This is a genomic window from Streptomyces rhizoryzae (assembly GCF_023155275.1).
GTDB classification, from domain to species: domain Bacteria; phylum Actinomycetota; class Actinomycetes; order Streptomycetales; family Streptomycetaceae; genus Streptomyces; species Streptomyces rhizoryzae.
The window spans coordinates 1-20,729 of the sequence record NZ_JALMUV010000012.1 but is presented as its reverse complement, the minus strand read 5'-3'; the positions used below and the strand labels follow the sequence as shown (position 1 = coordinate 20,729).

Sequence of the window (20,729 nt, the reverse complement as noted above, 5' to 3'; positions counted from 1 at the left end):
AGTATTTGCGGGCGGCCCCGATACCGCGCGCCCGAAATGCCGTAAGAGCCCGACAACCTGACGGCGTGTGGCCGGCCCCGCCCAAGCGGCCCGTCCGGGGCGCCGGGCCGCCGCGTCCCGGACCACCGCCCGGCACCGCCGAGTTGGGGCCTGCGCACCCCGCTCCCGTACGGCCGTGCGGATACCATCCCCCCGGTAGGTTTCGATCGGGGGAGGCGCGGCATCAGTACGCACGGCACCTACGGCACCGGCACGGGCCCCGGCGGTCCGCCGGACGGCGGCGAGGTCTTCCGCCCGCTGCGCGCCGACGACCCGCGGGAGGTGGCCGGCTACCGGCTGCTGGCGCGGCTCGGCGAGGGCGGGATGGGGTCGGTGTACCTCACCCGCACCCGCGGCAACCAGCCCGCCGCCCTGAAGGTCATCCGCCGCGAGTTCGGCCAGGACCCGGACTTCCGCGACCGCTTCGAGCAGGAGGTGCGGGCGGCCCGGCGGGTGCAGGGCTACCACATCGTGCCGGTGCTCGACCACGACACCAGCGGTGAACTCCCCTGGCTGGCCACCGCGTTCATCCCCGGCCTGCCGCTCGACGAGGCGCTGCGGGCCGGCCCGCTGCCGCTGCCGGCGGTCTTCCGGCTGGTCGGCGCGGCGGCCGGGGCACTGGGCTCGGTGCACGCCGCCGGGGTCGTCCACCGCGACCTCAAGCCCAGCAACGTCCTGCTCGGCCCGCAGGGCCCCTACCTCATCGACTTCGGCATCGCCCGCGCCGCCGACGCCACCCAGCTCACCCGCAGCGGCGGCTTCATCGGCACCCCGCAGTACATGTCCCCGGAGCACGCCGGCGGCGAGCAGGTCACCGCGGCCGCCGACGTCTTCTCGCTGGGCCTGGTCGCGGCGGTCGCGGCCACCGGGCGGCACCCGTACGGGGACGGCGCCGCCATCACCGTGGCGGCCCGGATCGCCAACACCGCGCTGCGGCCCCCGGACCTGTCCGGCTACCCGGACGCGCTGCGGCCGCTGCTGACCCGGTGCCTGGCCGCCGACCCCGGGGAGCGGCCCGCGCCGGCCGACCTGGCGGCGCTGTGCCAGGAGGCGTCCGGCCACGGGCCGCGCGACGTCGGCGGCTGGCTGCCGGACGCCCTGGCCACCGAGATCGCCCGCCGCGAGCGCGCCGCCCGGCAGCTGCCGGAACCGCCCCCGGCCGCGGCCCCGCCGCCGCCCGGCCACGCCCCCGCCCAGGGCCCCGGCTACACCCCCACCGAGGTCGCCGGCCCCCACCGGGCCGCGACCCGCACCGGCACCGCGCCCCCGCCGCCCGGCGGGCCGCAGGCGGCGCCGGCCACGGGCACCGGCACCCCGCCGCCCGCCGCCACCCGGACCGGCGGGCGCGCGCTGCGGGTGGTGCTCGGCGCGGCCGCGCTGGTCGCGGTGGCCGCCGCCACCTGGACGGTGGCCCGCGCCGGCGGCACCGCCGCACACCCGCCCGCCACCGGCCCCACCAAGGGCTCCACCCCGCCGGAGCACTCCGCCACGCCCGACGGCGACGCCGGCTACCAGGTCGTCTTCAAGGACCGGCCGTTCGCCCTGCACTCCCCCGCCGCGGCCGGCACCACCTCCGTCGACCTCGACGTCCCCCGGGCCGAGACCCAGGTCCAGCTCGACGACTCCCCCTACGAGATCCTCTACGAGGGCGTCTCCGGGATCGGCCTGGAGTTCAAGACCCCGATGGGCCGCAGCACCGGCCGCACCGCCCGGGCGTGCCAGGAGGGCGCCCGGGCCGACGTGCTGCCCGGCCAGGTGCGCCGCGAGGAGCTGAACAAGGGCCGGACGATCCACGTCGGCACGCTGCTGTGCACCCGGACCACCGACGGCGACCTGGCGATGATGGAGATCACCGGCATGACCCCGAACGCGGAGAGCGGCATGCCGGACTTCACCACCAAGGTGACGCTCTGGAAGAAGGCGTGAGTCCCGCCGGCCCCCGGGCGGCGCCGGGCGCCCGCTAGCTAGAGGGTCTCCGCGCCCAGCGCCGCCGCCACCGACCCCGCCAGCGCGTCGAGGTACCCCGCGGGCACCTCGTCGCGCACCACCAGCAGCCGCCAGTACAGCGGCCCGGTCAGCAGGTCGAGCGCCAGCCGGGAGTCCACGTCCGCGGGCAGTTCCCCGCGCTCCACCGCCCGCGCCACCATCGCCGCCGCCACGCCCTCCTGGCTGTCGTGCAGCGCGGTCTTCAGCGCCGCGGCCAGCTCCGGGCTGCGCGCCGCCTCGGCCAGCAGGTCCGGGATGATCTGCGAGGCCATCGGGTGCCGCAGCGCCCGGGCGGCGACCTCCAGCAGCATCCGCACGTCGCCGCGCAGCGTCCCGGTGTCGGGGGCCGGCAGCCCGGCCGCGGCGACCGCCGAGACCACGTCCAGGACCAGGTGCAGTTTGGAGCGCCAGCGGCGGTAGACGGCGGTCTTGCCGACGCCGGCCCGCCGGGCGATGCCCTCGATGGACATCCGGGCGAAGCCGACCGCGGCCAGTTCCTCGAAGACCGCCGCGCGGATCGCGGCGGTCTTGTCCTCCCGCAGCACGGCGGCGCCGGCCGGGGCCCGCCGCGCCCCGGACGCCGGGCGGGCGTGCTCGCTCCCGTTGCCGTCTAGTGCCATGCCGTGATCCTAACCGCACGTCGCAACGGTTGCGTTCCGACGTCGGATCGCTCTACTGTCTCGACGACACGACGATACGGACCCGTCCCGACGTGACGCGCCCGTCCCGCCGTCGTCCGGACCGTGCCGTCCCCGCGACCGCACGCCGATGCCCCGTAGACCGCGCGCCCCTGCACGAAAGCGAATGGCCGCATGCCCCAGACCCTCGCGCCCCCGGCACCCGCCCCCGACCCGGCGTCCGCCCGGCCGTCCGGCTCCGGCACCGCACCCGACCCGGAGCTGCGCGCCCTCGCCGAACGCCACGGCCTCACGGTGAGCGGCGCCCGCCCGTCCCTGCCCGAGTACACCCGCCAGCTGTGGCAGCGGCGGCACTTCATCACCTCGTTCGCCACCGCCAAGCTCACCGCGATGTACACCACCGCCAAGCTCGGCCAGCTGTGGCAGGTGATCACCCCGCTGCTCAACGCCGGCGTCTACTACTTGATCTTCGGTGTGCTGATCGGCACCCGCCGGGGCGTTCCGGACTACATCCCGTACCTGGTGACCGGCGTCTTCGTCTTCACCTTCCTCCAGAACTCGGTGATGGCCGGCACCCGGGCGATCTCCGGCAGCCTCGGCCTGGTGCGCGCACTGCACTTCCCGCGGGCCTGCCTGCCGATCTCGTTCTGCCTGGCGCAGCTCCAGCAGCTGCTGTACTCGATGGCCGTCCTGGTGGTCATCCTGCTCGCCTTCGGCCAGGTGCCCACCTGGTCGTGGCTGCTGGTGCTGCCCGCCCTGACCCTCCAGTTCGTCTTCAACACCGGACTGGCGATGGTCATGGCCCGGCTCGGCGCCCGGACCCCGGACCTGGCGCAGCTGATGCCCTTCATCATGCGGACCTGGATGTACGCGTCCGGCGTGATGTTCAGCATCAGCGTGATCACCCAGGGCAAGCACCTGCCGAAGATCGTGCTGATGCTGCTGAACGGCAACCCCGCCGCGGTCTACATCGACCTGATGCGCTTCGCCCTGATCGACAGCTTCACCCGGCACCAGCTCCCGCCGCACGTCTGGGCGTTCGCGGGCGGCTGGGCCCTGCTGGCCGGCGTCGCCGGCTATGTGTACTTCTGGAAGGCCGAGGAGCGGTACGGACGTGGCTGACATCACCGACCCGACTGACCCGACCGGCGCGGCGCGCCCCGGCGCACCCCGCCCGGCGGCACCCGAGGACGCCCGCGTCCCCACCGTGATCGCCGACGGTCTGCACATCGTCTACCGCGTCTACGGCACCGGCGCCGGCAAGGGCAGCGCCACCGCGGCGCTCAACCGCATCCTCCGCCGCGGACCGGCCACCGGCGTCCGCGAGGTGCACGCCGTCAAGGGCGTCTCCTTCACCGCCTACCGGGGCGAGTCCATCGGACTGATCGGCTCCAACGGCTCCGGCAAGTCCACCCTGCTCCAGGCCATCGCCGGTCTGCTGCCCGCCGAGCGCGGCACCGTCCACACCCACGGCCAGCCGTCCCTGCTGGGCGTCAACGCGGCCCTGATGAACGACCTCACCGGCGAGAAGAACGTCCTCCTGGGCGGTCTGGCGATGGGCATGAGCCGCGAGCAGGTCCGCTCCCGCTACGACGAGATCGTCGACTTCTCCGGCATCAACGAGAAGGGCGACTTCATCTCCCTGCCGATGCGCACCTATTCGTCCGGTATGGCGGCCCGGCTGCGGTTCTCCATCGCGGCCGCCAAGGACCACGACGTGCTCCTGATCGACGAGGCGCTGGCCACCGGCGACCGCGCGTTCCAGAAGCGCTCCGAGGCCCGCATCCGCGAACTGCGCGAGGAAGCCGGCACCGTCTTCCTCGTCAGCCACAACAACAACTCGATCCGCGACACCTGCGACCGCGTCCTGTGGCTCGAACGGGGCACCCTCCGCATGGACGGCCCCACCGACCAGGTCCTCCAGGCATACGAGGACTTCACCCGCACCTGACGCCACCTCGAACCGCCGCGGCACCCCACCCGGCCCGCCCGGCAACATCAAGCCCGTCCGGCGTCTGAGGACACAGTCAAGCCCGTCCGGCGCCTGAGGACGAGCGAAGCGACACCCCGCCCGCACGGGCCCCCACCCCCAGCCCCCACCACCGCCCACGCACAAGCGCCGGACAGGCACCCGGCCCGTCCGGCGCTTGCGGGCACAGGGGCGGCGCACCGGGCGCCGCCCCCGACCTCAGCTGTGCGTCCGCAGCAGCGTCCGCATGGTCCGCATGGCCACCGAGAGGTTCGCCAGGTCGAACCCCTCCGACCCGTGGATCTCCTCCAGCGTCGCCCGCGCCCGCGTCAGGATCGCCGCGTTCGCCTCCTCCCAGGCCGCGAACCGCTCGCCCGGCGACGCCGAACCGTCGCCCATCGCCAGCACGTCCGAGGTGAGCGCCGCGTGCGCCGCGAAGAGGTCCTCGCGGATCGAGGCCCGGGCCATCGACTGCCACCGGTCGTTGCGCGGCAGCTCCAGGATCCGGTCCAGCAGCTGGTTGATCCGCAGCCGGTCGCCGAGGTCGTAGTAGACCTCCGCGACGGCCAGCGGCTCCTTGCCCGTACGGTCCGCGATGGCGACGATGTCCAGCGCCGGGAAGACCGAGGAGAAGCCGGACACCTGGACCGCCAGCGGCTCCGGCACCCCGGCGTCGGTCAGCTCCTCCAGGATCGTCTGGTACCACTCCAGGTCGCTGCCCTGGAGCAGCTTCGGCAGCTCGGACCAGACCTGCGCCACCCGCTCCGCGAAGAAGTCGATGGTGCCGGACAGCTCCAGCGGCTGCGGGCGGTTGTTGAGCAGCCAGCGGGTGCCGCGCTCGACCAGCCGCCGCGAGTGCAGCCGGATCCGGGTCTGGACATCGGCCGCCACGACGTTGTCGAGCGCCTCGACGTCGTCCCAGACCTGGTTGAGCCGGAAGATCGCGCGGGCCGCGGTGTGCGCCCGGACGACCTCTTCCAGGGACGCCCCGGTCTCCTCCCGCATCCGGTGCAGGAAGCTCGTCCCGCCGGTGTTGACGGTGTCGTTGACCAGCACCGTGGTGACGATCTCGCGGCGCAGCGCGTGCCCGTCGACCTGGTCGGTGAAGTTCTCCCGCAGCTGGGTGGGGAAGTAGGCGTGCAGCAGGTGCTGGAGGTAGGGGTCGTCCGGCAGCCCCGTCCGGATCAGCTCGTCGGCCACCGTGATCTTGGTGTAGGCGAGCAGGACCGCGGTCTCCGGCTGGGTCAGACCGCGCCCGGCGGTCAGCCGCTCGCGGATCTGCCGGTCGCTGGGCAGGAACTCCAGCGCCCGGTCCAGGTGCCCGTCGCGCACCAGGCGGCGCATGAAGCGCTGCTGGGCGTGGAGCATGCTGGAGGACTGCGCGAGGGCCAGGGCCAGCGCGGTGTTCTGCGCGTAGTTGTTGCGCAGCACCAGCGAGCCGACCTCGTCGGTCATCTCCGCCAGCAGCTTGTTGCGCTGCTTGACCGTCATGTCGCCGTCGGCGACGACGGAGTTCAGCAGGATCTTGATGTTGACCTCGTGGTCGGAGGTGTCCACCCCGGCGCTGTTGTCGATCGCGTCGGTGTTGATCTTCCCGCCGGCCGTGGCGAACTCGATCCGGCCCAGCTGGGTCAGGCCGAGGTTGCCGCCCTCGCCGACCACCTTGACCCGCAGGTCCTCGCCGTTGACCCGGATCGCGTCGTTGGACTTGTCGCCCACGTCGGCGTGCGTCTCGGCCGACGCCTTGACGTACGTGCCGATGCCGCCGTTCCACAGCAGGTCCACCGGGGCCTTGAGGATGGCCTGCATCAGCTCGGCCGGGGTCATCTTCTTCACCCCGGACTCGATGCCGAGGGCGGCCCGCACCTGGGCGTTGATCGGGATGGACTTGGCCGACCGCGGGTGGATGCCGCCGCCCTGCGACAGCAGCGCGGTGTCGTACTCCGCCCACGAGGAGCGCGGCAGCTCGAACAGCCGGCGGCGCTCGGCGTACGAGGTCGCCGCGTCCGGCTTGGGGTCGAGGAAGATGTGCCGGTGGTCGAAGGCGGCCACCAGCCGGATGTGCTCGCTGAGCAGCATGCCGTTGCCGAACACGTCACCGGACATGTCGCCGACGCCGACGACGGTGAAGTCCTGGGTCTGGGTGTCGTGGCCCAGCTCGCGGAAGTGCCGCTTGACCGACTCCCAGGCGCCGCGGGCGGTGATGCCCATGCCCTTGTGGTCGTAGCCGGCGCTGCCGCCGGAGGCGAACGCGTCACCCAGCCAGAAGCCGTAGGACTCGGCGACCTCGTTGGCGATGTCGGAGAACGTCGCGGTGCCCTTGTCGGCGGCGACGACGAGGTAGGTGTCGTCGCCGTCGTGCCGGACGACGCCCCGCGGCGGGACGACCTCGCCGCCGACGAGGTTGTCGGTGATGTCCAGCAGACCGGAGATGAAGGTCTTGTAGCAGGCGATGCCCTCGGCCAGCCAGGCGTCGCGGTCCAGCGCCGGGTCCGGCAGCTGCTTGCCGACGAAGCCGCCCTTGGCGCCGACCGGCACGATGACGGTGTTCTTCACCATCTGCGCCTTGACCAGGCCGAGGATCTCGGTGCGGAAGTCCTCCCGCCGGTCCGACCAGCGCAGACCACCGCGCGCGACCTTGCCGAACCGCAGGTGGACGCCCTCGACGCGGGGCGAGTACACCCAGATCTCGTACGCCGGGCGGGGGGCCGGCAGGTCGGGGATGGCCTGCGGGTCCAGCTTGAGGGAGAGGTAGGAGTGCGGCCGGCCGTCGGCGGCGCGCTGGTAGTGGTTGGTGCGCAGGGTCGCCTTGATGACGGTGAGGAAGGAGCGCAGGATGCGGTCCTCGTCCAGCGAGGCGACCTGGTCCAGCGCGCCGTCCAGCTCCTCCAGCAGCCCGTCGGTCAGCTCGGTGCCGGCGCTCTGCCGCTCCGGCGACATCCGCGCCTCGAAGAGCGAGACCAGCAGCCGGGTGGTGTGGACGTTGTTGGAGAGGGTGTCCTCCATGTACGTCTGGCTGAACGTCGAACCGGCCTGCCGCAGGTACTTGGCGTAGGCCCGCAGCACCATCGCCTGGCGCCAGTCCAGCCCGGCGCACAGCACCAGCTTGTTGAAGTTGTCGCTCTCGGCGGCGCCCGTCCACACGGCGGTGAACGCGTCCTGGAAGCGCTCGCGGGCGTCGTCGCCCGAGACGTGCTCGGGCATCCGCAGGCCGAAGTCGTAGATCCAGGCGACCGTGCCGTCGGCGCGGCGCAGCTCGTGCGGGCGCTCGTCGATGACCTCGACGCCCAGGCGGTTCAGGCCCGGCAGCACCTTCGACAGCGAGACCGGCTCGCCCTGGCTGTAGATCTTGAAGCGGCGCTCGCCCGGGCCGGCGTTGACCGGCTCGTAGAGGCTGACCGAGAAGTCCCGGTCCGGCGCCTCGGCGACCTTCTCCAGGTGGGTGAGGTCGGCGACCGCGGCCCGCGGGCTGTTGTCGGCCTTGTAGCCCTCGGGGAAGGCGTGGGCGTAGCGGCGCAGCAGCTCGGCGGCACGCTCCTCGCCGACCTCGGCGGTCAGCGCCTCGGCGAAGCCGTCGGCCCACGAGCGGGCGGCCTCCACCAGGCGGGCCTCGATGCGGTCCACGTCCGCGTCGGTCAGCTCGGGCAGCCGGGTGCCGGGCTCGACCCGGATGAGGAAGTGCAGCCGGGACAGCACCGACTCGGTGTTCCAGGCGGTGAAGTCGACGCTGGTGCCGCCCAGCTCCTCCTTGAGGATGTCGATCAGCCGCAGCCGGACGGCGGTGGTGTAGCGGTCCCGGGGGAGGTAGACGAGGGCGGAGTAGTAGCGGCCGTACTCGTCCTGGCGGAGGTAGAGCCGCAGCCGGCGGCGCTCCTGGAGGTAGAGCACGCTGGTGGCGATGGACCGCAGCTGGTCGACCGGGGTCTGGAACAGCTCGTCGCGCGGGTAGGTCTCCAGGATCTGGAGCAGGTCGCGGCCGTCGTGGCTGTGCGGCGAGAAGCCGGCGCCGTCGAGGACCTCGGCGACCTTGCGGCGGATCACCGGCACCCGGCGCACCGACTCGGTGTACGCGGCCGAGGAGAACAGGCCCAGGAAGCGCCGCTCCCCGGTGACGTTGCCCTCCTTGTCGAACTTCTTCACCCCGACGTAGTCGAGGTAGGAGGGGCGGTGGACGGTGGCGCGGCTGTTGGCCTTGGTGAGGATGAGCAGCTTGGGCTCACGGGCCTTGGCGCGGGCGTCGGCGGGGAGCCGGTTGAAGGACGGCGAGACGGGGTGGCCGGCGTCGCTCTCGCGGTGCGGCGGGTCGGAGCGCAGGATGCCCAGGCCGGTGCCGGGCACGGCGGTCAGCACGTCCTCCTCGGTGCCGTCCTCGCCGGGCGCGGAGGCCAGCTCGTACTCGCGGTAGCCGAGGAAGGTGAAGTGGTCGTCGGAGAGCCAGCGCAGCAGCTCCCGGGCCTCCTCGGTGTCCTCCTCGCGGATGTCGTCGGCGATCGGCTCGGCGGGCAGGTCCTCGGCGATCCGCAGCGCGGCGGAGCGCATCTTGTCCCAGTCCTCGACGGCCTCGCGGACGTCGGAGAGCACCCGCAGCAGATCCGCGGTGATCTGCTTGAGGTCCTCCTTGTCGGTCTCCCGGTCGGTCTCCACGTGGATCCAGGACTCGACGACCGCGTCGTGCGGCAGCTCGGCGGTCCGGGCGCCGCCGTTGCGGCCGGCCAGCTCGCCGTTGGTGTCGAGCACCTCGATCAGCTTGCCGGTGACGTCCCGGCGGACGGTCAGCTGCGGGTGGATCACGACGTGGATGCCGCGGCCCTGCCGGGACAGCTCGTTGGTGACCGAGTCGACCAGGAACGGCATGTCGTCGGTGACCACCTCGACGACGGAGTGGCTGCAGGTCCAGCCGTTCTCCTCGACGGTCGGGGTGTGCACCCGCACATTCGCGGTGCCCTGGGGCCGGGTCTCGGCCAGGCGGTAGTGGGAGAGCGCGGCACCGAAGACGTCGACCGGGTCGCGGTCGGCGAGGTCCTCGGGGGCGGTGTGCAGGTAGTAGCGCTGGAGGTATCCCGTGAGGGTGTCCGGGTCGAGCCCGCGTACCGGGGCGCACCCGGCCGGGCTGTTCTCACCTACCCGGGCGGCCCTCGCGAGCAGCTCGTTCCTGGCTTCGTCCAGCTTGGTCTGCATGTCCTCTGGCTCCTGTCGCGCGCCGTTGCGTGACGTTGTGGAAAAACGTGGGTAGGGCTGCGGAAGCCGCACAACGCCACCACGACGCGGGGTGTCCTGTCGCTGTCGACGCTATGCCGCGATGGGGGGAGGCCGTGCCGTCGTCGACGAGATTTGACGAAGTCGACATCGATTGGCGGCCGCAACGGTCAGCGGTCGCCCGGTCACTGTCGTGTCCCGGGCGCTCGGCGGGGGCCTTGCCGCCCCCGCGGACTATCGCGCTGATCACGGTGCAAGGCTATCGCTCCCGGCAAGAGCCCCGTTATGCGCCGTGCACGTAAAACCACACCCCTAACTTAGACCTTCTGGACAAGGAGTGTCCGGGGTGGCGTGTGCGTAGGGCGGCGGACCGCGGCCCTAGGCCGCGAGCTCCTCCGCGACCTGCACGGCCTCGGCGAGGCTGTCCACCACCGGCGCCCCGGTGGCCGCCAGCGCGCCGCGGCTGTGCGAGCCGCCGGTGTAGAGCACCGCGTGGGCGCCCGCGTCCCGCGCCGCCACCGCGTCGTCCGCGGCGTCCCCGATCACCACCGTACGCGCCGGGTCGACGCCTTCCAGGGCCGCCAGGTGGCGCACCATGTGAGCGCTCTTGGACCCGCCGGACGGGCCCGTACGGCCCTCGACCCGGACGAACCGCGGGGCGATGCCCAGGCCGCGGACCAGGGGTATCAGCTCGTCGTGGCCGAACATGCTGAGGATCGACTGGCTCCGCCCGGCCTCCTGCCAGGTCTCCAGCAGCGTCTCGGCGCCCTCGGCCAGCCCGCACCCGGCGCGGTGCGTGGTGTAGTGCCGCTGGAAGGCGGCGTCCATCAGCAGCCACTCGGCCTCGGTCGGCCGCCGGCCCATCAGCCGCTCGTAGAACAGCGGCACGGGGACGCAGTACAGCTCGCGGTACCGCTCCAAAGTGAGCGGGGGCAGGCCGATCTCGGCGAAGGCGGAGTTGGTCGCCGCGATGACGGCGTCGGTGTCGTGGAACAGCGTGCCGTTCCAGTCCCACACCAGGTGTGCGGCGGTCTTCCTCATCCTGTCCCCCCGGTCCTTCCGCCGAGCGCGTGCCATGGAAGAAACCGTACCCGCCGCCACTGACAATGCCGCCGGACGGGCAGCGGACCGCCGCACCGGGCCGTCACTGGAGCAACTGCGGGATCTCCTGCACCCCGAACCACATCAGGTCGTGGTCCTCGGCGCCGCCCACGGTGAACTGCGCGTCGTCGTCGCCGAGGTCCGCCGCGCCCAGCGCCGCCGCGGCCGCCGCCACGTCCGCCACCGCGTCCGGGGAGTCCACGTGCACCGCGGCCGCCTTCGACAGCGGCACCGGCCCGGCCACCCGCACCTCGCCCAGCGACGAGGGGTCCAGGCCCCGGTCGGGATCCACCGCGGCGTTGCGGTCCGGGACGTCCAGCGCCACCACGACGCGCCGACGGGGCACCTCGGGGTGGCCGGCCAGCAGCCGCAGGGACGCCTGCGCCGCGCGGTTCAGGGCCGCGTACTCCAGCTCCTCGATGTCGTCCGAGACGTACCACTCCCGCAGCGCGGGGGTCACGGCGTACGCGAGCAGCGGGCCGGTCCCCAGCTCACCGCTCGCGTGCGCGTCGGCGAGCCCGGAAAGCGTCAGGGGGACGTAGACACGCATGGCAGCCGCTCTCGCTAGATCCAGAAGAATGCCCCGCCAGCATACGGCCGTGCGTCCCCCTTCGTGCCGCGCCCGCGGCGCCCGCCCCGCCGGCCCCCCGGACCGGGACCGGGCGGGAGTCGCCCCGTGATCCCGGGCCGGCGCCACGGACGGGTGAAATTTGCCCGCCGCACCGCGGACCGCCCCGCGCCTTGCCGCCGCCGCGGCCCGCCGACAGGATCCCCGACCAGAAGCTACCGCCCGGTAATGACTCCGGGCCCGGCACGAGGGGGCACCGCGATGACCGACACCACCAGCGCACACACCGCGACCACCGGCGCCACGGCGGACGCCCGACCGGCCCCGGCGGACACCGCCCCGGCCGTCCCGCGACCCCGCACACCCGCCGACCGCGCCCCCGCCGCCCCCGGCACCCCGCCCGCACCCGCGCCCCGGCCCGCGCCCCGGCCCGCGCCCCGCCCCGCACGGCGCACCCCGCCCGCGCCCCGCCGCGGCACCCGCCGCCCCACCGGCCCCGCCGGCCCGGCCGGCCGCGGCCCGTCCGGCAACCGCGGCCCCACCCGCACCCCATACCTCACCCGCCCCGCCGACGCCCCGGTCCCGGCGCCCCGCGCCCCGCTGCCCACCCCGGAAGCCCGGCGGCGCGCCCAGGAGAACCGGCCCCACCTCTGGTTCGCCCGCCAGCTGCTGCTCACCCTGAGCGGCCAGCGCCCCGTCCACGTCCTCCTCGGCCACGCCCTGCCCGCCGCCTACGACCGGCTCGCCGAACTCGCCCCGCGCACGCCGCTGCGCCCCTACCTGGCGCCGGGCCTGCGCGCCCCCGTCCCGGCCCTGCGCGAGTGCGGCCTGTACCGCCCGCGCGACGGCGTCATCGAGGCGTTCGCCCGCATCGCCACCGGCGCCCGGCTGCGCGCCCTGGCGTTCCGCCTGGAGCTGGGCGCCGACGCCCGCTGGCGCTGCGCCGCCCTGGACCTCGGCCCGCTCCCCGCGGACGCGCCCGGCACCCCGGGCTGAAGGGGCCGGCGCCGCCGGACCGCCCACCGCGGACCCCGCACAGCGCGGAGGGCGCCCCGGCCACCACGGCCGGAGCGCCCTCCGCGTCACTGCCCGCTGCGGGCGCCGCTCACTTCTTGCGGCGGCGGCCCCCGCCCTTCTGCGCCTTGCGGCGCTCGGCGCGCGTCAGCCCGTCGGCCTCCGAACGGGCCGGGCCGTCGCCCTCCGCGTCGCTGACGAAGTCACCCTCGATGACGCTTCCCTCGCCGTCCACCTTGGGCGCGGTGAAGTGCAGCCGGTCGGGCCGCTGCGGCGCCTCCAGCCCCTTGGCGTGGATCTCCGGACGCCCGGCGCCGGCCGCCGCCGGAACGGCCTCGCCGCCGTCCTGCGCCACCGGGACCTGCTCCGCCGCCTCGGCCACCGGGACCTCCTCGACCTGCTGCTCCACCTGGACCTCCAGGTTGAACAGGTAGCCGACGGACTCCTCCTTGATGCCCTCCATCATCGCGGTGAACATGTCGAAGCCCTCGCGCTGGTACTCCACCAGCGGGTCCTTCTGGGCCATCGCCCGCAGGCCGATGCCCTCCTGGAGGTAGTCCATCTCGTAGAGGTGCTCGCGCCACTTGCGGTCCAGGACGGACAGCACCACCCGGCGCTCCAGCTCGCGCATGATCTCCGAGCCGAGCTGCTCCTCGCGGGCGGCGTACTGCTCGTGGATGTCCTCCTTGACCGCCTCGGCGATGAACTCGGAGGTCAGGCCGGCCCGGTCGCCGACCTCCTCCTCCAGCTCCTCGATGGTCACCTTGACCGGGTAGAGCTGCTTGAACGCGCCCCACAGCCGGTCCAGGTCCCACTCCTCGGCGAAGCCCTCGACGGTCTCCGCCTGGATGTAGGCGTCGATCGTGTCGTCCATGAAGTGCTTGATCTGCTCCTGGAGGTCCTCGCCCTCCAGGACGCGGCGGCGCTCCCCGTAGATGACCTCGCGCTGGCGGTTGAGGACCTCGTCGTACTTCAGGACGTTCTTGCGGGTCTCGAAGTTCTGCTGCTCGACCTGCGACTGGGCGGAGGCGATCGCCCGCGTCACCATCTTGTTCTCGATCGGCACGTCGTCGGGGACGTTGGCCATCGCCATGACCCGCTCGACCATCTGCGCCTTGAACAGCCGCATCAGGTCATCGCCCAGGGAGAGGTAGAACCGCGACTCGCCCGGGTCGCCCTGACGGCCGGAACGGCCGCGCAGCTGGTTGTCGATCCGCCGCGACTCGTGCCGCTCGGTACCCAGGACGTAGAGCCCGCCGAGCTCCTTGACCTCCTCGAACTCCGCCTTGACGGCCGCCTCGGCGCGCTCCAGGGCGGCGGGCAGCGCGGCCGCCCACTCCTCCACGTGCTCGACCGGGTCCAGCCCCATCTGGCGCAGCTCGGCCTCGGCGAGGGTGTCGGGGTTGCCGCCCAGCTTGATGTCCGTACCGCGGCCGGCCATGTTGGTGGCGACCGTCACCGCGCCCTTGCGGCCCGCCTGGGCGACGATCGTCGCCTCCCGGTCGTGCTGCTTGGCGTTGAGGACCTCGTGGGCGATGCCGCGCTTCTTCAGCTGCTGCGAGAGGTACTCGGACTTCTCCACCGAGGTCGTGCCGACCAGGATCGGCTGGCCCTTGCCGTGCTTCTCGGCGATGTCCTCGACGACCGCGTCGAACTTCGCCGGCTCGGTGCGGTAGATCAGGTCCGCCTGGTCCTTGCGGATCATCGGCCGGTTCGTCGGGATCGGGACCACGCCGAGCTTGTAGATCTGGTGGAACTCGGCGGCCTCGGTCATGGCCGTACCGGTCATGCCGGAGAGCTTGTCGTAGAGGCGGAAGAAGTTCTGGAGGGTGATCGTGGCGAGCGTCTGGTTCTCGTCCTTGATCTCCACACCTTCCTTGGCCTCGATGGCCTGGTGCATGCCCTCGTTGTAGCGGCGGCCGGCCAGGATGCGGCCGGTGTGCTCGTCGACGATCATGACCTCGCCGTCGATGACGACGTAGTCCTTGTCGCGCTTGAACAGCTCCTTGGCCTTGATCGCGTTGTTGAGGTACCCGACCAGGGGCGTATTGACCGACTCGTACAGATTGTCGATGCCCAGCCAGTCCTCGACCTTGGTGACCCCGGACTCGTGGATGCCGACGGTGCGCTTCTTCTCGTCGACGTCGTAGTCCCCGGTCTCCTCCACACCGCGCTGCGGGTTGGCCGGCTCGCCCCGCTTGAGGCGCTGCACCAACTTGGCGAAGTCCCCGTACCACTTGGTGGCCGAGTCCGCCGGACCGGAGATGATCAGCGGCGTACGGGCCTCGTCCACCAGGATCGAGTCGACCTCGTCGACGATCGCGAAATTGTGGCCGCGCTGGACCAGTTCGTCCTTCGACCACGCCATGTTGTCGCGCAGGTAGTCGAAACCGAACTCGTTGTTGGTGCCGTACGTGATGTCGCAGTGGTACTGCTCACGGCGCTGAGCCGGCGTCATGTCCGCCAGGATGCAGCCGACCGACAGGCCCAGGAATTTGTGCACCCGGCCCATGAGTTCGGAGTCGCGCTCGGCGAGGTAGTCGTTGACCGTGATCAGGTGGACGCCCTTGCCGGACAGCGCGTTCAGATACGCCGGGAGGGTACCCACCAGGGTCTTGCCCTCACCGGTCTTCATCTCCGCGACATAGCCGAGGTGCAGCGCCGCGCCGCCCATCAGCTGGACGTCGTAGTGCCGCTGGCCGAGCACCCGCTTGGCGGCCTCGCGGACCGTGGCGAACGCCTCGGGCAGCAGGTCGTCCAGGCTCTCGCCGTCGGCGTAGCGCTGCTTGTACTCGTCGGTGAGCGCCCGCAGCTCGGCGTCGGAGAGGGCCGCGAAGTCCTCCTCGATGGAGTTCACCTGGCCCGCGATGCGGTGCAGCTTGCGCAGGATCTTTCCTTCGCCTGCACGCATGATCTTCGTCAAGACGGACACTTGGGCTGGTCTCCTTGCCGGTCGGGCCTGCACGGTCGAGTGCGCGGGCGCGGCATGTTTCCAAGGGGGCAGGCCCCGCCGCAACGGCCATCGTAAAGGAGGACGCTGTCCGGCCGGGAGGTCCGCCGCAGCCGAGCCCGCAGACCCCTCGCCACGTCAACGCACGAGCCCGCGAGAAGGTGCCGGAAAAGTTTTCCACCGGGCCGCGCGGCGGCCACCCCGCGCCGCCCCGCGAACGTGCCCGGAATCACCGCGAAAACGGTTCGCCGCCGGCCCCGCGGCACCGCAGACTCACCCCATGGAGCCCGTCACCCTCACCACCGGCCGCCTGCTGCTGCGCCCCTTCGGGCCCGCCGACGCCCCCGCCGTACACTCCGCCTGCCAGGACCCCGCCATCCCCCGCTGGACCCCCGTCCCCTCGCCCTACGGCCGCGAGGACGCCGAACGCTACGTCGGCACCACCGCCCCCGAGGGCTGGCGCGACGACACCCTCTACACCTTCGCCGTCGTCACCCGGGACGGCGGCACCCTCGTCGGCGCCATGAGCCTGGTCCGGCTCGCCCAGCTGCGCACCCCCGAGCGCCAGGCCGAGCTCGGCTACTGGACCGCGAGGGAGCAGCGCGGCAAGGGCTACACCTCCGAAGCGGCCCGCGCGGTGGTCCGCTGGGCCTTCCGCGACCTGGGCGTGGAGCGCCTGGAGTGGCACGCCGAGGCCGGCAACGACGCCTCCTGGGCGGTCGCCCGCGCCGCCGGCTTCCACCGCGAGGGCACCCTGCGCGCCAAACTGGTCCGCGGCGGCATCCGCCGGGACATCTGGATCGGTTCCCTGCTCCCCTCCGACCTCCCCCCGGACACCGCCCCCGACGGATCCGCCTCCCTCCCCGCGCCCGAACCGACGCCGTACCTCCCCTACCCCCGCTGACCCCGGCCCCCGGGCATTGTCAGTGCCCGCCCCTACCCTGTGCGACATGACCGCAGCGACGCAGCGAGAGCCCGCACCACGCCCCGTGACCACCCTCTCCGCCGGCGACGCCCGGCGGATCGCGCTGCGCGCCCAGGGCCTGCTCGGCGCCCCGGACCGCCGGCGTGTCACAGCAGCGCGAAGCACTTCCGCCCGGGGCGGTGCCGGGCGACGGGACGGCGTTCGCGGCGTGCTGCGGCGGCTGGGCGCGGTGCAGCTCGACACGATCTCCGTGCTCGCCCGCTCCCACGAGCTGGTCCCCTACGCCCGCCTCGGCCCGGTCGGCCGCACCGCCGTCGAGACCGCCTACTGGTCCCCGGGCCGGCGGGACGGCGCCCCCGCCCGCCCGCACACCTTCGAGTACTGGTCGCACGCGGCGTGCATCCTGCCCATCGAGGAGTGGCCGCTCTTCGCCTTCCGCCGCCGCGCCCGCCGCGCCAAGGGCCACCGGTGGCACCACCTCCAGGACTCCGCCCGCTCCTGCGCCGCGGTCCTGGACCGCCTCCGCTCCGAGGGCCCGCTGACCACCACCGAGCTGGGCGGCGGCCGCAAGGGCGGCGAGTGGTGGGACTGGTCCGAGACCAAGATCGCCGTGGAGTGGCTGCTGGACACCGGCGAGGTGGTCTGCACCGAGCGCCGCGCCTGGAAGCGGGTCTACGACCTCGCCGAGCGCGCCGTCCCCGCACCGCTGCTCCACGACGACCTCGACGACACCGCCTGCATACGGCGCCTGGTCGCCCAGGCCGGCGCCGCCCTGGGCGTGGCCACCCGCGCCGACCTCGCCGACTACCACCGCCTCCGGCGCGAACAGGTCGACGCCGTCCTCCCGGACACCGGGCTGGTGCCGGTGGCGGTCGAGGGCTGGACCGGGCCCGCCTGGGCCGACCCGGCGGCGCTCGACACCCCGCCCCGCGGCCGGCACCGCACGACGCTGCTCTCGCCCTTCGACTCCCTCATCTGGGACCGCCCGCGGACGGAGCGGATCTTCGGCTTCACCCACCGCCTGGAGGCATACGTCCCCAAGCCCCAGCGGATACACGGCTACTTCGCGATGCCCCTGCTGGCCGGCGGCAAGCTGGTCGGCCGCGTCGACCCGGCCCGCGAGGGCCGCACCCTGGTCGCCCGCCAGCTCTCCCTCCAAGGCCCCAAGGCCGTACGCCCCATGGCCGAGGCGCTGCGCGAGGCCGCGTCCTGGGTCGGCTGCGACGACATCCGCGTCGAGCGCTGCGACGACCCGCACCTGGCCGCCGCCCTGCGCACCGAACTCACCCGCACCGGTGACCCGGCCCCCGCCGCGGACCACGCGAGCGGCCAGGGCTCTCCGGCCTGATCTCACCCCGCCCGGCGCGCGGCCGGCGGCGGATCCGGGGCACCCGGCCCCGGATTCCCCGGCCGCACGTCACCGGATTTCGAGAATCTTCTCCCGCATCGCATAGACCACCGCTTCCATCCGGGAATGCAGCTGGAGCTTCTCCAGGATGTTCCGCACATGGTTCTTGACGGTGTTCTCGGAGATGAACAACTCCTTGGCGATATCGCGGTTGTTCATCCCCGTGGCGACGAGTTTGAGGACCTCCAGCTCCCGGTCGGTGAGCCGCGGCGCGGGCACCAGCCGGCGCTCGTCGGTGCGCTGGATCATCGACTTGAACTCCGTCAGAAGCTTGGACGCCATCGACGGGCTGATCTGCGACTGCCCGTCCGCGACCGCCCGGATCGCGGTGGCCACCTCGTCGGTGGAGATCTCCTTGAGGAGGTAGCCGGTGGCACCGGCCTTGATCGCGTCGTAGAGGTCGGCCTCCTCATCGCTGATCGTCAGCATGATGATCTTCGCGCTGGGGGCCACCTCCTTGATCGAGGTACACGCCTCGATTCCGCCGCGCCGGGGCATCCGCACGTCCATCAGCACGATGTCGGGCAGCAGGTCGGCGGCCTTGTCCACCGCCTCCGCGCCGTCCCCGGCCTCGCCGACGACCTGGATGTCCTCCTCCTGCGCCAGCACGATCTCCAGACCGCGGCGGAAGAGCGCGTGATCGTCCACGACGAGGACCCGGATCGGTTCCTTGCGCGGCACCCGCGCGGCCCCGTCCCCCTCGCCGGCCACCGCCGCGCAGACGTCGTCCCCCCCGGCGCCCCGTACGGGCCCGAAACTCTCCCCCATGGTTCCTCCCCGTCAACTACTCGGCCGAAGGGCCAGAGCTTGGATATAAGGCTGGTTGACAACAGCCCATTGCGGCCGGCCCGATCAATCCCATACGACCGTCTCCCCGGCATGTCGCCGTTTCGCGCCCACATACTCCCCGGCTGACACAAACACTATACGGCTTCAACTCCAGCCTTCCGCAGGCACGATGGTGCCCCCGGGCGTACGCCGGGGGCACCGAACGGGTGGGGGTCAGCCGCCCAGTGCGCCGCCTGCGCCACCGGGCGATTCCTCTCCGAACGCGTCGGAATTCAAGTGGATGACGCCGTAGTCATATGCGTGCCGCCGGTAGACGACACTTGGCTGCTTGGTCTCGGCGTCGACGAAGAGATAGAAGTCGTGTCCGACCAACTCCATCTCGTAGAGCGCCTGGTCGAGCGTCATCGGCGCGGCCGAGTGGGTCTTCTCCCGGACGACGACGGGCCCTTCGCCCAGGATCTCCAGCGACCCCATCCGGGTGGTCGGCACCTTGCCCTGCTCGGCGGCCTCCTCCGCGGCCGTCAGGCCGTGGCCGTTCAGCCGTGCCGCGTCGGGCACGGTGACCGCCACCGCGCTCGCCGGGATGCGGCCGTTGCCGCGGCGGGAGTGACGCTTGTCGTTCTGTTTCCGCAGGCGCGCCTCCAGCTTGGCCGTCGCCAGGTCCAGCGCTGCGTACGGGTCGGCTGCGGCCGCCTCGGCCCGGACCACCGGGCCACGGGAGCGGAGGGTGATCTCCACTCGGTCGGAACGGTCGGCCTGCCGCGGGTTGGGCTCCTTGGACACCTCGACGTCCAGGCTGATCGCCTTGCCATCGAGCTTCTGGACCTTGTCCAGCTTCAGCTTCTCGGCCACGTGCTTGCGGAACCGCTCGGGCACCTCGGTCTTGCGGCCCTTGACGACGATGTCCACGCAGAACTCCGTTCCCGGATCGCCCCGCTCAGCAAGCGGAGCAGCTCCTTCTTGCACCAGGCCCCGGTGAGTGCCGGAGCCTCGGACTGGCGACTTTCACCTCCTCCTCCCCCACGGACAACAACTCCACTCCCGCGTTTTCAGGATCGCCGAAAGACCCCGAAACGCATGCATCACGACATCCGAGGCAAAGCGTCCGCCAAGTCCTCACAACCGAACATAGCTCTACTGGACGGGTGTCGGCACCCCCTCGTCCCCACCAGCTCCGTTTGGGTGAAAATCGCCGCTCACTACCAGCAACGAAGGGCACCCCCACCGAGTTCCAGTTGAACCACACCCCACGGAGCCCCTTCGCGGGGGCGTCGGAGGGGGCTGTCGGGGGGTGGGACGAGGGGGCTGAAGAGGAGGTGAGAAGGGGATGGGTCAGGGCGGGCCCAGGATGGGTGCAGGGGGCATGGGGCTGGTCACGGGCTGACCGAGTGAGAACGGGGCTGATCAGGGCGGGAGCCGCGGGTCAGGGAGGGGACAGGGCTGGTGGGTGGTGCCGGTGCGGCGCGTACGGGCCCTGGCAGGCTCTTCCGTCTGGTCGGCGCTCCCCGCGGTCCTGCTTCCCGGTGGCCGTCCTTCCCGGTGGCCGTCGCTTGATCATCGCTCCCCTCGCTTGATCATCGCTCCCCGTAGGCATCGCTGCTCTCCTCGCTGCCGTCCGGCCCCGGCGGACGCCGTCATCTGAACGGTGCGTCCCTCTGCCGCTGGTGCCCGCCGTTTGAACGGCACGCCACCCGTTCACCATCCGTTGTCGTTGAACAGGAAAGAACTGCGCGGCGCCGCCACCACCGCGGCCCCGGCCACCCGGCCCCCGGCCGCCCGGACCGCCCGCGCCGCCTCGGCGAGCGTGGCCCCCGTCGTCACCAGATCGTCCACCAGCACCACCCGCGCCCCGGCCAGCAGCCGCCGCGCGGGCCCCGGCACCTCCAGGGCGCCGGCGACGTTCACCAGCCGCTGCCGGGCGTCCAGCCCCGCCTGGTCGACCACGGCCCGGCACTGCCGCAGCACGGCCGGCGTCCACACCCCGGCACCCGCCCGCCGCAGCTCGGCCGCGGCCGAGCGAGCGATCCGACGCACCGGATCATGCCCCCGCCCGGCCACCGCAGCCCGCGCCGAGGGAACGGGGACCAGAAGGAAGGGGGTATCGGCCAGGAGGGGGGCACCCCCACCCCCTCCCCCCACCCCCCGC

At 72.8% G+C, this 20,729-nt stretch carries 14 protein-coding genes; 6 read left to right on the top strand and 8 right to left on the bottom strand.

All coding sequences use genetic code 11. The features are described from left to right. Positions 1 to 321 precede the first annotated feature (321 nt). On the top strand, positions 322 to 1,965 hold the full coding sequence (locus tag MUU72_RS12390) for a serine/threonine-protein kinase (RefSeq protein ID WP_308403810.1): 1,644 nt from the start codon (positions 322 to 324) through the stop codon (positions 1,963 to 1,965). Between the two features lie 38 nt (positions 1,966 to 2,003). Here MUU72_RS12390 and MUU72_RS12385 read toward each other — a convergent pair whose 3' ends face one another. Next, positions 2,004 to 2,645 (bottom strand): TetR/AcrR family transcriptional regulator, encoded by a 642-nt coding sequence (locus MUU72_RS12385; RefSeq protein ID WP_248013250.1) that lies wholly within the window; start codon positions 2,643 to 2,645, stop codon positions 2,004 to 2,006. 192 nt (positions 2,646 to 2,837) lie between these two features. On the opposite strand from MUU72_RS12385, the gene MUU72_RS12380 reads away from it, so the two are divergent. Continuing rightward, positions 2,838 to 3,785, top strand: coding sequence for an ABC transporter permease (locus tag MUU72_RS12380; RefSeq protein WP_248013249.1), 948 nt, complete (start codon positions 2,838 to 2,840; stop codon positions 3,783 to 3,785). Positions 3,786 to 3,870: 85 nt separating this feature from the next. Then, positions 3,871 to 4,614 (top strand): ABC transporter ATP-binding protein, encoded by a 744-nt coding sequence (locus MUU72_RS12375; protein ID WP_248013347.1) that lies wholly within the window; start codon positions 3,871 to 3,873, stop codon positions 4,612 to 4,614. A 237-nt stretch (positions 4,615 to 4,851) separates the two neighbouring features. Here MUU72_RS12375 and MUU72_RS12370 read toward each other — a convergent pair whose 3' ends face one another. The 3 genes from MUU72_RS12370 to MUU72_RS12360 all read right to left on the bottom strand — a co-directional run bounded on the left by MUU72_RS12370 (position 4,852) and on the right by MUU72_RS12360 (position 11,479). Then, a complete protein-coding gene (locus tag MUU72_RS12370; protein ID WP_248013248.1) occupies positions 4,852 to 9,810 on the bottom strand; it encodes an NAD-glutamate dehydrogenase in 4,959 nt (1,652 codons plus the stop codon). Between the two features lie 396 nt (positions 9,811 to 10,206). Next, positions 10,207 to 10,869: an HAD family hydrolase gene (locus tag MUU72_RS12365; RefSeq protein ID WP_248013247.1), complete on the bottom strand. Its 663-nt coding sequence runs from the start codon at positions 10,867 to 10,869 to the stop codon at positions 10,207 to 10,209. A 103-nt stretch (positions 10,870 to 10,972) separates the two neighbouring features. Then, on the bottom strand, positions 10,973 to 11,479 hold the full coding sequence (locus MUU72_RS12360; RefSeq protein ID WP_248013246.1) for a DUF6912 family protein: 507 nt from the start codon (positions 11,477 to 11,479) through the stop codon (positions 10,973 to 10,975). A gap of 279 nt (positions 11,480 to 11,758) precedes the next feature. Between MUU72_RS12360 and MUU72_RS12355 the strand changes: the two genes are divergently transcribed. After that, positions 11,759 to 12,493: an Rv3235 family protein gene (locus MUU72_RS12355; RefSeq protein WP_248013245.1), complete on the top strand. Its 735-nt coding sequence runs from the start codon at positions 11,759 to 11,761 to the stop codon at positions 12,491 to 12,493. A gap of 109 nt (positions 12,494 to 12,602) precedes the next feature. Here the strand turns inward: MUU72_RS12355 and secA are convergent, their stop codons facing one another. After that, positions 12,603 to 15,443 (bottom strand): preprotein translocase subunit SecA, encoded by a 2,841-nt coding sequence (secA, locus tag MUU72_RS12350; protein ID WP_248013244.1) that lies wholly within the window; start codon positions 15,441 to 15,443, stop codon positions 12,603 to 12,605. Positions 15,444 to 15,741: 298 nt separating this feature from the next. Here secA and MUU72_RS12345 point away from each other — a divergent pair, with 298 nt between their 5' ends. Then, complete coding sequence (locus MUU72_RS12345; protein WP_248013243.1) at positions 15,742 to 16,365, top strand: GNAT family N-acetyltransferase; 624 nt, start codon at positions 15,742 to 15,744, stop codon at positions 16,363 to 16,365. A 46-nt stretch (positions 16,366 to 16,411) separates the two neighbouring features. Next, positions 16,412 to 17,734, top strand: a complete 1,323-nt coding sequence (locus MUU72_RS12340) for a winged helix-turn-helix domain-containing protein (RefSeq protein ID WP_248013242.1) — start codon at positions 16,412 to 16,414, stop codon at positions 17,732 to 17,734. Between the two features lie 69 nt (positions 17,735 to 17,803). Here MUU72_RS12340 and MUU72_RS12335 read toward each other — a convergent pair whose 3' ends face one another. The 3 genes from MUU72_RS12335 to MUU72_RS12325 all read right to left on the bottom strand — a co-directional run. Beyond that, the gene (locus MUU72_RS12335) at positions 17,804 to 18,562 is read right to left on the bottom strand and encodes a response regulator (RefSeq protein ID WP_248013241.1); all 759 of its coding nucleotides are present in this window, start codon (positions 18,560 to 18,562) and stop codon (positions 17,804 to 17,806) included. A gap of 234 nt (positions 18,563 to 18,796) precedes the next feature. After that, complete coding sequence (gene hpf, locus MUU72_RS12330) at positions 18,797 to 19,492, bottom strand: ribosome hibernation-promoting factor, HPF/YfiA family (RefSeq protein WP_248013240.1); 696 nt, start codon at positions 19,490 to 19,492, stop codon at positions 18,797 to 18,799. Between the two features lie 786 nt (positions 19,493 to 20,278). After that, positions 20,279 to 20,729, bottom strand: a 451-nt coding sequence (locus tag MUU72_RS12325; protein ID WP_248013239.1) for a ComF family protein, incomplete at its 5' end; no start/stop codon positions are given.